The 13100-nt window shown below is 71.8% G+C and carries 15 protein-coding genes and 1 pseudogene; 11 read left to right on the top strand and 5 right to left on the bottom strand.

The window, feature by feature from the left end; genetic code table 11:
- Nucleotides 1-101 precede the first annotated feature (101 nt).
- The 4 genes from O7629_RS21845 to O7629_RS21830 are packed head-to-tail and all read left to right on the top strand — an operon-like array spanning nt 102 to nt 3646.
- On the top strand, nt 102-1007 hold the full coding sequence (locus O7629_RS21845) for an ABC transporter ATP-binding protein (protein WP_278171400.1): 906 nt from the start codon (nt 102-104) through the stop codon (nt 1005-1007).
- Complete coding sequence (locus O7629_RS21840) at nt 1007-1768, top strand: ABC transporter permease (protein ID WP_278171398.1); 762 nt, start codon at nt 1007-1009, stop codon at nt 1766-1768. The genes O7629_RS21845 and O7629_RS21840 overlap by 1 nt, the downstream gene beginning before the upstream one ends.
- 43 nt (nt 1769-1811) lie before the next feature.
- Nucleotides 1812-3029 (top strand): sensor histidine kinase, encoded by a 1218-nt coding sequence (locus O7629_RS21835; protein WP_278171396.1) that lies wholly within the window; start codon nt 1812-1814, stop codon nt 3027-3029.
- Nucleotides 3026-3646, top strand: coding sequence for a response regulator transcription factor (locus O7629_RS21830; RefSeq protein WP_278171394.1), 621 nt, complete (start codon nt 3026-3028; stop codon nt 3644-3646). The genes O7629_RS21835 and O7629_RS21830 overlap by 4 nt, the downstream gene beginning before the upstream one ends.
- 127 nt (nt 3647-3773) lie before the next feature.
- Here the strand turns inward: O7629_RS21830 and O7629_RS21825 are convergent, their stop codons facing one another.
- A complete protein-coding gene (locus O7629_RS21825) occupies nt 3774-4664 on the bottom strand; it encodes an NmrA/HSCARG family protein (protein WP_278171392.1) in 891 nt (296 codons plus the stop codon).
- Between the two features lie 85 nt (nt 4665-4749).
- On the opposite strand from O7629_RS21825, the gene O7629_RS21820 reads away from it, so the two are divergent.
- Entirely contained in the window at nt 4750-5286 is a 537-nt protein-coding gene (locus tag O7629_RS21820) for a TetR/AcrR family transcriptional regulator (protein WP_278171390.1), read from the top strand.
- On the opposite strand, the pseudogene O7629_RS21815 reads toward O7629_RS21820, so the two are convergent.
- Together O7629_RS21815 and O7629_RS21810 are read right to left on the bottom strand one after the other, a co-directional pair.
- Nucleotides 5267-5772: pseudogene (locus O7629_RS21815) on the bottom strand (NADAR family protein). The gene O7629_RS21820 and the pseudogene O7629_RS21815 overlap by 20 nt on opposite strands.
- Nucleotides 5773-5862: 90 nt before the next feature.
- On the bottom strand, nt 5863-6297 hold the full coding sequence (locus O7629_RS21810) for a VOC family protein (RefSeq protein ID WP_278171388.1): 435 nt from the start codon (nt 6295-6297) through the stop codon (nt 5863-5865).
- 62 nt (nt 6298-6359) lie between these two features.
- On the opposite strand from O7629_RS21810, the gene O7629_RS21805 reads away from it, so the two are divergent.
- From O7629_RS21805 to O7629_RS21795, 3 genes are all read left to right on the top strand, one after another.
- The gene (locus O7629_RS21805; protein ID WP_278171386.1) at nt 6360-6809 is read left to right on the top strand and encodes a GyrI-like domain-containing protein; all 450 of its coding nucleotides are present in this window, start codon (nt 6360-6362) and stop codon (nt 6807-6809) included.
- Nucleotides 6810-7030: 221 nt separating this feature from the next.
- Nucleotides 7031-7939, top strand: a complete 909-nt coding sequence (locus tag O7629_RS21800) for an NADP-dependent oxidoreductase (protein WP_278171384.1) — start codon at nt 7031-7033, stop codon at nt 7937-7939.
- Nucleotides 7936-8829, top strand: a complete 894-nt coding sequence (locus O7629_RS21795; protein ID WP_278171382.1) for an LLM class flavin-dependent oxidoreductase — start codon at nt 7936-7938, stop codon at nt 8827-8829. Before O7629_RS21800 ends, O7629_RS21795 begins: the two co-directional genes overlap by 4 nt.
- Nucleotides 8830-9157: 328 nt before the next feature.
- On the opposite strand, the gene O7629_RS21790 is transcribed toward O7629_RS21795, so the two are convergent.
- Entirely contained in the window at nt 9158-9667 is a 510-nt protein-coding gene (locus O7629_RS21790; protein ID WP_278171380.1) for an O-acetyl-ADP-ribose deacetylase, read from the bottom strand.
- A 144-nt stretch (nt 9668-9811) separates the two neighbouring features.
- Here O7629_RS21790 and O7629_RS21785 point away from each other — a divergent pair, with 144 nt between their 5' ends.
- From O7629_RS21785 to O7629_RS21775, 3 genes are read left to right on the top strand one after another with little or no spacing between them, the layout of a single operon-like run.
- Nucleotides 9812-10264, top strand: a complete 453-nt coding sequence (locus O7629_RS21785) for a GNAT family N-acetyltransferase (protein WP_278171378.1) — start codon at nt 9812-9814, stop codon at nt 10262-10264.
- Nucleotides 10265-10310: 46 nt separating this feature from the next.
- Nucleotides 10311-10964, top strand: coding sequence for an RNA polymerase sigma factor (locus O7629_RS21780; protein ID WP_278171377.1), 654 nt, complete (start codon nt 10311-10313; stop codon nt 10962-10964).
- Entirely contained in the window at nt 10961-12049 is a 1089-nt protein-coding gene (locus tag O7629_RS21775; RefSeq protein WP_278171375.1) for a CU044_5270 family protein, read from the top strand. The genes O7629_RS21780 and O7629_RS21775 overlap by 4 nt, the downstream gene beginning before the upstream one ends.
- On the opposite strand, the gene O7629_RS21770 is transcribed toward O7629_RS21775, so the two are convergent.
- A complete protein-coding gene (locus tag O7629_RS21770) occupies nt 11994-13016 on the bottom strand; it encodes an AraC family transcriptional regulator (protein WP_278171373.1) in 1023 nt (340 codons plus the stop codon). The two genes, O7629_RS21775 and O7629_RS21770, sit on opposite strands and share 56 nt — an antisense overlap.
- Nucleotides 13017-13100: the final 84 nt, after the last annotated feature.

Here is a 13100-nt window from a genome sequence, read left to right as displayed (position 1 = left end):
GGCCACGGCGGGCGTCAACCGATCGGTGGATACACGGATCGACCGACCTCGCCGCCGGTCGGGCGACCCGGCAATCCCCTGCGGCGGCCACGCTGGTCCCCATGGGCATCATCGAGGTGGCGAGACTCCACAAGCGGTACGGGGACACGGTCGCCGTCGACGACGTGTCGTTCACCGTCGAGGCGGGCGAGATCTTCGGCATCCTTGGCCCGAACGGTGCCGGCAAGACGACCACCGTCGAATGCGTGAGCGGTCTGCGTACCCCCGATCATGGCCAGGTCACGGTGCTCGGCCTCAATCCGCGACGCGACCGGCGTGAGTTACGGGAAAAGGTCGGGGTGCAGTTGCAGGAGCACCGGCTGCCGGACAAGCAGACGGTGGCCGAGGCGATGAATCTGTACCGGTCGTTCTACCGCGAGCCGGCCGACGGGCGGCGGCTGCTGGACATGCTCGGGCTCGCCGGCAAGCGTGACATTCCGTACCGGAAGCTCTCCGGCGGGCAGCGGCAGCGACTGTCGGTCGCGCTCGCCCTGGCCGGTCGACCCACCGTCGCGGTGCTCGACGAGCTGACCACCGGGCTCGACCCGCAGGCTCGGCGGGACACCTGGGACCTGATCGAGCAGGTACGCGACACCGGCGTGACGATCGTCCTCGTCACCCACTTCATGGACGAGGCGGAACGGCTCTGCGACCGGCTTGCGCTGATCGACGCCGGGCGCGTCGTCGCGCTCGACACCCCCGCCGGCCTGGTCGCGTCCGTGGCGGCCGAGCAGCGGGTACGGTTCCGCCCGTCGGCGGCGCTGGACGAGCGGCTGCTGACCGACCTGCCCGAGGTGACCAGCGTCCACCGCCACGGGCCGCAGGTGGTGGTGGCCGGCACCGGGAACCTGCTGCAGGCGGTCACCTCGGTCCTGGCCGAGCAGCAGATCACCGCCGGGGACCTGCGGGTCGAGCAGACCAGCCTGGACGACGCCTTCGTCGCCCTCACCCGGAAGAAGTCCACCTGATGTCCGCTCTGTTCAAACTGACCGTCGCCGAGGCGAAGCTGTTCCTGCGGGAGCCGATGGCCGTCGTCTTCGGAGTGCTGTTCCCGACCGCGATCCTGCTCGGGCTCGGTGCCGCACCGGCGCTGCGGGAGCCGTCGCCGGAGTTCGGCGGGGCACGGTTCATCGAGCTCTGGGCACCGAGCGCACTCGTGCTCGGCCTCGGCATCGTCGGACTGCAGCACCTCCCGGGGGTGGTCGCCGGCTACCGGGAGCGGGGCATCCTGCGGCGGATGTCGACCACCCCGGTCCACCCCGGTACGGTTCTGGTGGCGCAGCTCGTCGTCGCCCTGGCGGCGGCGGTCGTGGCGGCCGTACTGCTGATCGTCTCGGCCTGGTTGGTCCTCGACGTGCCGCTGCCGCGACACCCGGTCAGGTTCGCCGTCGCGTTCCTGCTCGGCTTCGGCGCGCTCCTGGCGATCGGCATGCTGATCGCCGCAGTCGCACCCACCGCCCGGGCCGCCACCGGGCTGGCGATGGTCGGGTACCTGCTGACCATGTTCGCTGGCGGTGTCTTCCTGCCGCGTTTCCTGCTGCCGGGCTTTCTGATGCGCCTCGGCGAATACACCCCGCCCGGGGCGCAGACGCTGCTGTCCGCCTGGTCCGGTGACACGGTGGCGGCCGCCGGGCCGGCAGGCTCCGCGTACCTGCTGCAACTGAAGACAATGGCGCTAATCGCGGTCGCGGCCGGCGGGGCGGCGGCGAAGTCGTTCCGCTGGGAGTGAGCCGAAGGTTTTCTGGGGCAACGAGCCGAAGGTGTGAGCGCCGATGAGCGGTGACGCCGGGCCCGACGGGGACCGCTGGTACGACACGTTGCTCGTCTGGACGCCCTGGCTGCTGCTGCCCGCCTCGACGGTGATCGCCCTGACCCAGCCCGGCCGGACCTGGCGCGACCACGCGATCACCCTGGGCCTGGTCGGGGCGACGGCCGGATGGGTGTACCTGGGACACACCCGGGTGCCGCCGGACCGCCGCAGGCGGACCCTGCCGATGCTGAGCTACTTCGCCGGACTGCTCACGCTCTGCGTCGCGCTGATGACCCGGGACGTGATCTTCCTCCTCTTCGCCATCACCGGGTTCTTCCACGCGTACCACCTGCGACCGTGGCCGCTGGGGGCGGCCGGCGTGTTCGGCACCTCGATCGTCATCAACACCATGGCGTCCGGTGTGCCGGCCATGACGGTGCCGTCGCTCGGCACGTACCTGGGGGTGATCGTCGTGCAGACCGTGGCGATCAGCGCCGGCATCGTGCTGGCCGAGCGGACCACCGCCCAGCACGAGCAGCGCCGGCAACTGGTCGCCCGGCTGGAGGCGGCGCTGGAGGAGAACGCCGAACTGCACGCCCAACTGCTCGCCCAGGCCCGCGCGGCCGGCGTGCGCGACGAGCGGCAGCGGATGGCGGGGGAGATCCACGACTCGTTGGCGCAGGGGCTGACCGGCATCATCACCCAGGTGCAGGCGGCGCAACGGGTCTGGCACTCGCCGACCCGGGCGCGTGAGCATGTGGACCGGGCGTTGGCCCTGGCCCGGGACGGGCTGGACGAGGCCCGGCGATCGGTGCAGGCGTTGCAGCCGCGGCAGCTGGAGGCCGCCCACCTGCCGGCGGCGCTGGGTGAGCTGGTCGGGTGCTGGGCGGACGACACCGGCCTGGCCGTGCGGTTCGACGTCACCGGCGAGCAGGTCGCGCTGAGCCCGGCGATCGACGTCACGCTGTTGCGGGTCGCCCAGGAGACGCTGCACAACGTGCTGCGACACGCCGACGCGTCCCGGGTGGGGGTTACCCTCTCCTACCTGACCGACGTGGTCCTGCTCGACGTCCGCGACGACGGGCAGGGCATGAACGGTGGCGCGGACCAGGGGTTCGGCCTGCGGAGCATGATGCAGCGGGTCCGTGGCGTGGGAGGCGTGATGGAGATCGAGAGCGCTCCGGGTGAGGGTACGGCGATCAGCGTACGGGTGCCGGCGATCCCCACGGGGGCGGCGTGATCCGCATCCTGATCGCCGACGACCACCCGATCGTCCGCAACGGACTCCGGGGGGCCTTCGCGGATCTGCCCGACATCGAGGTGGTCGGCGAGGCCGCCGACGGCAGGGAGGCAGTCACCGAGGCCGTACGGCTGCGGGTCGACGTGGTGCTGATGGACCTGCGGATGCCGCAGATGTCCGGCGTCGAGGCGATCGCCGCCCTCGCCGGAGCCGCGCCCTCGGTACGCGTTCTGGTGCTCACCACGTTCGACAGCGAGACCGACGTGCTGCCTGCGGTCGAGGCGGGTGCCACCGGCTACCTGCTCAAGGACACTCCGCCCGAGGACCTGATCCGGGCCGTCCGGGCCGCTCACCGTGGCGAGTCGGTCCTCGCGCCGTCCGCGGCGGGCCGGCTCATGGGCCGGGTACGCCGGCCGACCGGGTTGGCGCTGAGCAGCCGGGAGCGGGAAGTGCTCCAACTGGTCGCCGACGGTGCCGCCAACCGGGAGGCGGCGAGACTGCTGTTCATCAGCGAGGCGAGCATCAAGACCCACCTGCAGCACATCTACGACAAACTCGGCGTACGGGACCGGGCTGCTGCTGTCGCCGAAGGTTACCGGCGCGGCCTGCTCCGCTAGCCGTGAGGCGACTGAGCTCCGCCCGACGGTGACCGGCGGCGCAGCCCGTCCCGGACGAGAGTGATGACGCCGTCGACAGCACTGGGCGGACCGGTCGGCCGGCCGCCGGTCCGCCCAGCGGTGCGGGTCAGGAGAAGGTCCGCCGGGCCCAGGTGTGCAGGTCGGTGGTGGGCAGGCCGAGCGCCTGGGCGATCTCCGGGCGGGCGGGGGAGCCGTTCTCGTTGATCTGCTCGGCGGCGTTGACCGCGAACGGCGGCACGCCGCGTTCCACCGCTTCCTGCGGGCTGAGGACCGGAGCGGTGATGGTCCGACCGGTGACCTCACTGAGGATCGCGGCGACCTCGGTCATCGTACGTAGGTCGCTGGCGAGTTCCACGTCCAGACCGTCGAGGGTGTCCGGCGTGGTGAAGGCGGTGGCCGCGGCGTGGCCGATGTCGTCGACCGCGACCCAGGCGATGCGGGTGTCCTTGGCGAAGGCGGTGACGATGGTGCCGCTGGACCAGTCACCGAACAGGTAGGACCAGCCGATCAGGTTCTCCATGAAGGTCGCGGGCTTGAGGATGGTCCAACGGGCGAAGCCGCCGGTGCGCACGAGTTCGTCGACGGCCGCCTTGCTCTCCCAGTAGTGCCGTTCCCAGCGTCCCTCGGTCCAGCCGGGCTGGTTGCGGTGGAAGTCGCCGGCGCCGGCGACGCTGCTGTGGACGAACTGTGCCACGCCCGCCTTGCGGGCGGCTTCGACGACGTTGCGGCCCCGGCGGAGCTCGGCGTCGCCCTGCAGATTCGTGACGTCGGGGTACGGGATGGAGAAGACACCGTCGGCTCCGGTGGCGGCGGTGAGTAGCGAGGCGGGGTCGTCCAGGTCGCCCCGTACCAGCTCGGCTCCCCGGTCCCGCAGGGCCCGCGCGGCGTCGGAACTGGTGTCGCGGACCAGGGCGCGCACCGCGACACCTCGGTCGAGCAGGGCCCGGGCGGTGGCCCCGCCCTGCTTGCCGGTCGCGCCGATGACAAGGGCGGTCATGCTTCCTCCTGGATAAGTGGGGTGGTGCCCCGTTTCCTGTCGGCTACGATATGGGGGGACACCCCACTTCTCCAAATGGCAGACGATGAGAGCTGACGCACAACGCAACCGCGCCCTGATCGTCGCGGCGGCCAGCGAGGCGGTCGCCCGCGACGGCGCGTACGCCTCCCTGGAGGAGATCGCCCGCGCCGCTGGCGTGGGTTCGGCGACCCTGCACCGGCATTTCCCGTCCCGATGGGCGTTGCTGGAGGCGGTCTTCCATGACCGAGTCGAAGCGCTGTGCGACCGCGCCGCACAGTTGGCGGCCGGGCCGGACGCCGGCCAGGCGCTGACGACCTGGCTGTGCGAGCTGGCGGCGTACAACGCGACCACCCGTGGCCTGGTCGCCTCGCTGCTGCAGGAACCACCGGAGGACGAGTCCTGCTGCGCGATGCTCGTGGCGGCCGGCGAACCGCTGCGCCGCCGCGCCGTCGACGAGGGCGCGGTACGGCCGGACGTCGCCATGGCCGACCTGGTGACCCTCGTCAACGCGATCGCGCTGGCCACGGAGTCGGCCAGCGCGACCGAGGCGCAACGGCTGATGCGTCTCGCCCTGGAGGGAATCAGCCCGACCCGGCGGTGAACCCGTCGACCCGGCCGTGGCTACCGCCGATCTGCTCCCGTAGCGCGTCCCGGACCTGCATCAGGGCGAAGCCGAGCAGGTTGAGGCCGCGCCACCGGGCGGGGTCGGTGGCGGCTGGGTCATCGCGGGTCCGGCCGATGCCCCAGATCCGGTCCATCGGGCTGGCCTCGACCAGCACGCGTTGCCCGGTGGCGAGCAGGTACCCGCGCAGGTCGGGGTGCTGGCTGAACTTGGCCAGGTTCCCGGCGACCACGATCGGGACGCGATGGGCGTTCCACGTCCGCTGGTCGAATCCGGCGACCCGGCCGCCGAGCACCTTGGCGGCGCGAGGGTGGGGTGCGACGAGGATCCGATCGGCGACCACTGGCTGAGGCAACCCGCGCCGACGCTGCCGTCCGCCTCCGGCTGATGGCCCCAGAAGAACAGGAACTTCACCGGGTGGCCGGCGGCCACCAGATCGGCGACGTCTCGTACCTGTGCCAGCATGGCCGCCAGTGTGCCGCCGAGGTCTTCACGACGCCATCGATTTGACCGCCGTACGGCCAGCGACGGCAGCGGTCACCTGTCTTCTACTGCTCAGTCGAGGCAGAACTCGTTGCCCTCGACGTCCTGCATGACGAGGCACGACTCGCTGACACCGTCGGCGCGCAGCAGCCGTACGCGTACCGCGCCGAGCGCGACCAGTCGTGCGCATTCGGCCTCGAGCGCGGCCACCCGCTCGTCACCGACGAGACCAGTGCCGACCCGTACGTCGAGATGCAGTCGGTTCTTGACGGTCTTGCCTTCGGGCACACGCTGGAAGAACAGCCGTGGACCCACCCCGGCGGGATCGACGCAGGCGAACGCCGAACCCTGACGCTCGGGCGGCAGTGCGCGGTCGAAGTCGTCCCAACTGGCGAACCCCTTCGGGGGCGGCGGTACGACGTACCCCAGCGCCTCGCACCAGAAGCGGGCGACGCGCTCAGGTTGTGCGCAGTCGAAGGTGACCTGGAACTGCCTGACCGACGCCATCGCCCCACTATAGAGCCGGTCCGGCATCATGATCCGAAACCGGGGTTAGTGAGGGAGACATCATGCAGATCGTCAGCCGGGAGCCGGTCGTCGTGATCGGTCTGCCGGTCGTCGCGCCGTTCCAGGACCTGAGCACGCTGGTCCCCGCCGCGTGGCGGCAACTGTTCGACCGGTGCGCGGCCCTGCCGCCGTCCGCCGACGGCACCTTCGCCGAGGCGAGCTACCACCTCGGAGAGGGGCGGTACCACGAGGTCATCGGGGTGGCGGTGCCACCGCAGACGCCGATCCCCGGTCAGTGGACGGCCGCCCATGTTCCGGCGGGCGACTGGGCGTACTGCCGGCACACTGGGCCGGTGGCCGATATCGGGGAGACCTTCGGCGCGATCGAACAGTGGCTACGCGACCAGGGCCGGCCGGTCGGCGGCATGAAGCTCGACCTCGGCTACCGCGCCGACGCCCAGCCGCAGGTGCACGACCTCTACGTGCACGTCCCCGGCTCCGACCTGGCATAGACCCGCCGGCAGTGCTGCGCCCGACGGCCAGTCGCACATCGCCGACACGGCACCAGTGCCGCTCAGACGAGCCCTCGCGGTCGATGTGGCGCGCTGCTTGTCGGGTACCCGCTTCACCCGATGTCACGAGGACGGCCGATGGCGCCATCGGTGAGCCTTGACTTCACGTCGAGTTGAAGTTCGAGACTGTCTCCGGCGACCAGGATCAGGGAGGCGGACGAATGCAGGCTGCGGTTTTCCGGCGGCACGGCGGGCCGGAGGTGCTGGAATGGGGGCAGGTCGACACCCCGGCTGCGGGGCCCGACGAGGTCCGGGTCCGGGTGCGGGCGGCCGGCGTGCAACCCATCGACTGCGCGGTACGGGCCGGGTTCACCCCCGTCTGGCTGATGTCGACCCTGCCCGCTGTGCCGGGCAACGAGTTCGCCGGGGTGGTCGATCAGATCGGCGCCGGTGTAGCCGGGGTCACCGTCGGCGATGAGGTGTTGGGCTTCGGGTTTATGAACGCGGCGGCCGAGTTCGTCGTCGTACCCGCCGACCAGGTGACCGCCAAACCGGCCGGGATGGCATGGGAGGTCGCCGGCGGTTTCAGCGGTGCGGCCCAGACCGCGCACATCGCCCTCGAGCTGATCCGTCCCGTGACCGGTGAGACCCTGATCGTGCACGGCGCGGCCGGTGCCGTCGGCGCGGTCGCGGTGCAGCTCGCCGTTGACGCGGGTGCCCGCGTGGTGGGCACGGCCAGCACCGCCAACCACGACTATCTCCGTTCCCTCGGCGCCGTACCGGTCGACTACCGTCAAGGGCTGGCCGAACAGCTCCGTACGCTGCTGCCCGACGGGGCCGACGCGGTGCTCGACGGTGCCGGCGGCGCGGCACTGGACCTGTCGCTCGACCTGTGCGCCGACCGGTCCCGGATTCTCACGCTGGTCGAGCACGACCGAGCCGCCGAGCTCGGCATCCGGACCACCGAGAACCTGCGATCGGCCGACCGCCTGGCCGCGCTCGCCGCCCGCCACGCCGCAGGTGACCTGCGTTTCCTGATCCGCCGCACCTATCCGATGGCCGAGGCCGCCGACGCCCACCGCGAGGTGGAGACCGGCCACGGCCGTGGCAAGGTGGTGCTGGTCGCGTGAAGATCGGCATGATCCTGCCCTCCCTGCCGGTACAGCGGCGGGACAACCTCGACCTCGCGGCTGCCGCCCGGCACGCCGAGGACGCCGGGCTGGACAGCATCTGGCACGGCGACCATCTCGCGATCGAGACCCCCACAATGGACTGTGCGATCGCCCTGGCCGTCGCCGCGACCGCCACCACCCGCATCCGGATCGGCGCGAGCGTCTTCATCCCGGCGATCCGCCCGCTGATCTGGGCCGCGAAGCAAGTGGCCAGCCTGCAACTGGTGTCCGGCGGCCGGCTGCTGCTCGGGATCGGCTCCGGTGGTGGGGCCGCGCAGTGGGCGGCGGCCGGCGTGGCGTTCAGCGAGCGCGGTCCGCGTACCGACACCGCGCTGCGGTCACTGCCCGGACTGCTCGCCGGCGAGCCGATGACCCTGCCGAACGGCTCCACGGTCGCCCTCTCACCGGCAGTGCGGATCCCACGGTTGTGGGTGGGTAACGCCTCGACGGTGGCGATCGACCGCGCGGCCCGCCTCGGCGACGGTTGGTTTCCGTCGCTGATCACTCCCGAGGCCTTGGCGGCGGGCCGGACCCGGCTCCGCGCGGCGGCCACCGCCGCCGGGCGGCCGTCACCGACGATCACGATCGGTGCCACCGGCGCGCTGGGACACGCCAGCGACACTCCGTCACGTACGGATCTGGCGGCAGGGCTCGCCAAGGTCTACCGGCACACCGCCGGCGTCGCGGCGGAACTGCCCGTCACCGGCGGGCCGGACGAGGCCGCCGAACGCATCGCGCGGTACGCCGCCGAGGGCGCGGAACACCTCGTCATCGGCCTGTCCGGCCCGGACTGGCGGACCCAGGTCGAGCTGCTCGCCGAGGTTCGCGCGGCGCTTGGTCACCGGTGACCGACGAGGATGCAGAACAGGTGCCCGGCGGTGCCGCTCCAGCTCGTCGACGGTCGGGACCCGCAGATTCAGGTGCAGCTGCTGGGGACCTCGGGCGACGGCCAGGTAGGCCCTATCAATCCGAGCACGTGTTGGAATGCGAGCTTGCGGTCGCCGTCGCCGTCAACCCAACACGAGCCAGTCCACATCGGCTGGGGTGTGCATCAGAACCGGAAACTCGCACATGTTCTCCCTGTTGGTGTTGGTCCGCGTATCCACCGCACCCTGGAGCCGTCGGCTGAACGGAGAACCATCGGCTGTAGCCGGTCAGCCCTCGGTTCCGATCCGGTCAGCCGGCGGCGGCCAGCGCCGACTGGAGATGAGCTGCGGTGTCCTCGTCGAACGCGACGAGTCGGATCCGTTCCACGGCTGTCGGGGTGGCGGTGACGGTCTGAACGGCGATCCGGGCGGCCCGGTCAGCGGGGAAGCCGTAGACGCCGGTGGCGATCGCGGGGAAGGCGACAGTCCGGGCGCCGAGTTCGTCGGCGACCTGCAGGCTGCGCCGGTAGCAGGAGGCCAGGATCTCAGCTTCGCCGTGGCCGCCGCCTTCCCAGATCGGCCCGACGGTGTGGATGACGTGCCGTACCGGCGGGTCGAGGTCGAAGGCGGGAGTCGCCTTGGCATCGCCCGGCTCGCACGGGGCGATCGCGCCGCCGGCCCGTGCCAGGCGGGGGCCGGCCGCACGGTGGACGGCCCCGTCGACACCGCCGCCGCCGAGCAGTGACTCGTTAGCGGCGGTGACGATGGCGTCGACGTCCGCACGGGTGATGTCGCCGACGACGACCTCGATGACTGCCACGACGCGATCCTGGCACACCGGCCGGGAACTCGCCGGTTCGCTCCCGGCCACGGCTGATCGACAAGCCACATCGGCGTACGGGTGCGGTGGCTGGCGTACCGCTCGACGCTGTGCCGGCCAGCGGCGAGACGCTAGGTTCACCAGGTGATTTTCCGGGAAGCCGTACGTGCCGACCTGCCGGCGATCGTGGCGCTGCTCGCCGACGATGTGCTGGGCAAGGCGCGGGACCTCGCCGCCGTCGACGACGCGTACGAACGGGCGTTCGCCGAGATCGACGCCGACCCGCGCAACCACCTGATCGTCGCGGCCGACGAAGACGACGGATCCGTCGTCGCGTGCCTGCAGGTCACCTACATCCCCGGGTTGGGCCGGCACGGGGCAGAACGGGCCCTCGTCGAAGCCGTCCGGGTCCGCTCCGACCGTCGTGGCGAGGGTCTCGGCGGGAGTCTGATGAGGTGGGTGATCGAGCGGGCGCGGGAGCGGGGCTGCGGGTTGGTCCAACTCACCACCGACAAGGCACGGACCGACGCGCACCGCTTCTACCGGCGGCTCGGCTTCGTCGCGAGCCACGAAGGCATGAAGCTGCCGCTGCGGTGACCCGCCGAGCGGGAACCCGGGTGGTGGTGGCGGACAGACACAGGACATGACGACGGACCTACGCGCCCGGGCGCGGGCCGGTGACCCCGCCGCCTTCGGCGAGCTGTTCGACCGGTACGCGAAGACGGTGTACAACCACGCGTTCCGGTTGACGGCCGACTGGTCGAGCGCCGAGGACGTGATGTCGACGACGTTCCTGCAGGCCTGGCGGCTGCGGGGGCGCATCGACGCCGACGGCGGCTCGCTGCGGGCCTGGCTGCTCGGCATCGCCACCAACGTGGCCCGCAACGCCCAGCGGGGCAACCGGCGCTACCGGGCGGCGGTTGCCACGTTCGCCGCTGCGGAAGCCGCCGGTGGCGGCAGCGTCGCCGACCACGCCGACGACGTCGGCCGCCGCCTCGACGACGACCGTCGGCTCGGCCATGTGCTGACCGCGCTCGCATCGCTGCGCCGCCCGGAACGCGAGGTGGTCACCCTCTGCCTGTGGGAGGGGGTGGACTACGCCACCGCGGCGGCGGCGCTCGGCGTACCGGTCGGCACCGTCCGGTCCCGGCTGTCGCGTGCCCGCCGCAAACTCCGCGACCTGCTCGGCGTACCACCTCAGCTGGGCAACGGGAAGGTGGAACCCGCGCCGCTGCCCGGACAGGTAAGAGGTGACCGCAATCCTGCGGCACGGACCGTCACGGAGGGAATCCGATGAGGACCAACGGAACCCGCCCCGGGGAGACCGGCCGGCAGCCCGACGCGTCGCTTGGGCCGCCGGCAGCCCGGGACCTGCCGGCCGGACGTCACCTCTTCCACCGGGAGCGACTGATGACCATGATCGAGCAGGAGCGCCGAGGCATCCCGACACCGGGTGCTGCGGCCGGGCCGGACCGCCGGTGGCGGCTGCCCCGGTTGTCCGTCGCGGTGCCGACCGTCGCGACCGCACTGGCCGGCCTGATCGTCGTCGGCCTGGCGTTGAACCCCGGCGGCGGTCGGGCCGGCGATCCGGCCGGCCCGGTCGGCACCACCGCCGGCCCCGATCAGATGGCGGAAGGCCCGGCCCAGTTCGCCGACCCCGCCGCCGGCACCGCCGAGGGCGCGACCGCGCTGCTCGACGAGATCGCGCTGGTCGCCGCCACCCGGGACACCGGTCCGGTTCGGCCGGACCAGTTCATCTACGTCGAGAGCCAGATCGCCAACACGTACGAAGCGCACAACGCGGACAGCGGCGAAACCCGACTGGTACGCCAAGGGCTGCACCTGCGTCAGGTGTGGCTGTCGCCGGACGGCCACCGTGGCTGGCTGATCGACGAGCTGAACGAGCCGGCCGGCATCACCCTCGACAGCGACGTACAGCACTTCGGCGCGTACGACCGGCTGGCCACGTTGCCGACCGATCCGGCGGCGCTGCTGGAGTGGATCTACGCCGAGACCCGGGGGCAGGGCAACCACCCGGACCACCAGGCGTTCACCACCATCGGTGACCTGATCGGCGAGCAGTACCCGCCGGCCGAGCTGAGCGCCGCCCTCTACCGGGCGGCGGCGAGGATCCCGGGCGTACTGCTGGTCGACGACGCGACCGACGCGATCGGCCGCAGCGGCATCGCGGTGGCTCGGGTCGAGGAAGGCACCGGCGTACGCAACGAATGGATCTTCGACCGGGAGGACTACACCTTCCTCGGTTCGCGGTCGGTGTACACCACGGCGGTGCCGGACAGCATCATCCCGGCCGGCACGGTGACGTTCAGCCAGGCGGTGGTGCGGCGGGCCGTTGTCGACGAGTTGAAGCAGTTGCCGTAGCGGAGAAGTCAGTCTGACCGGGTGGCGGGCCCTGCCGTCGGGATCCGGCGGCCCGCCACTGCGCCGGGGTGACGGAGTGTTCGGCCCGGAACCGCTTGATGAAGTAGCTGACGTCCGGGTATCCGACCCGGTGGCTGATCGTCGCCACGGTCAGCGAGGTCTCGGTGAGCAGCACGCGGGCCTGCTGTATGCGCCGCTGGGCGATCCACTGCTGGACGGTACGGCCGGTCCGGCGGCGTACCACGGTGGTGAGGTGGCCGGCGGTGAGTGAGAGGGCGGCGGCGACGTCGGCCAGCGAGATCGGCTCGTGGTAGCGCTGCTCGATGAAGTCGAATACGGCCGCGAGCAGCGGCTCGTCCGAGGCACGCAGCTGGTCGGCGACGCTGGTCGACAGCCGGGCCGCGGCCACCAGCAGCAGGGTCAGGTGGGCGAGCGCGGCGTCCTGATGGCCGTCGCGTCGAGCCCGCAGCTCGTCGTCGAGCGCGGCGAAGCGCCCGGACCAGGCGGCCCGGTCCGGTGGTGGGACGTTGAGCCGCTGCGCCCGGTCGGTGCCCCGGGCAAACGGGAAGAGCAGCGGGTGGGTCCGCCAGGAGGCGTACGCCCCGGTGGTCCCGGGGCGGACCGCGTCGGCGGGGAACCACACCACCCAGCCGTCGATGGCGAGCTGCTCGGGCCGCTCGCCGAACGAGACGACCTGGCCCGGGGCGACGACGAGTAGGTCCCCGTCGGTCAGCGGCCAGGTCCGATCGTCGATGCACACCGTCGCGTCGGCCCGCTCGGCGTAGCAGAGTGCGACGAAATCGTGGGTGTGCGCGTCGGCGGGGATCGCGGCGATGGCCGGCATGCGCTCCTGGACCCGGGCCACCGCTACCGGGGCGACGCCGGGCACCCGGGGGAAGCCGACCATCGGTACGCCCCGCCCCGCGGCACCGACCACGCGGCGAGCCGGCACCAAACTTTGTCGCATCGTTTCCACAACCTCACCGATGCCACGCTGCGATCAGCAACCGATGCTGGAAGCATGACCGAATCTCGTCTGATACCGGAGGGT

This window comes from Solwaraspora sp. WMMD792, from assembly GCF_029626105.1.
In the GTDB taxonomy this organism is placed as follows: Bacteria; Actinomycetota; Actinomycetes; order Mycobacteriales; family Micromonosporaceae; genus Micromonospora_E.
This window is presented reverse-complemented; position numbering and strand designations above follow the sequence as displayed.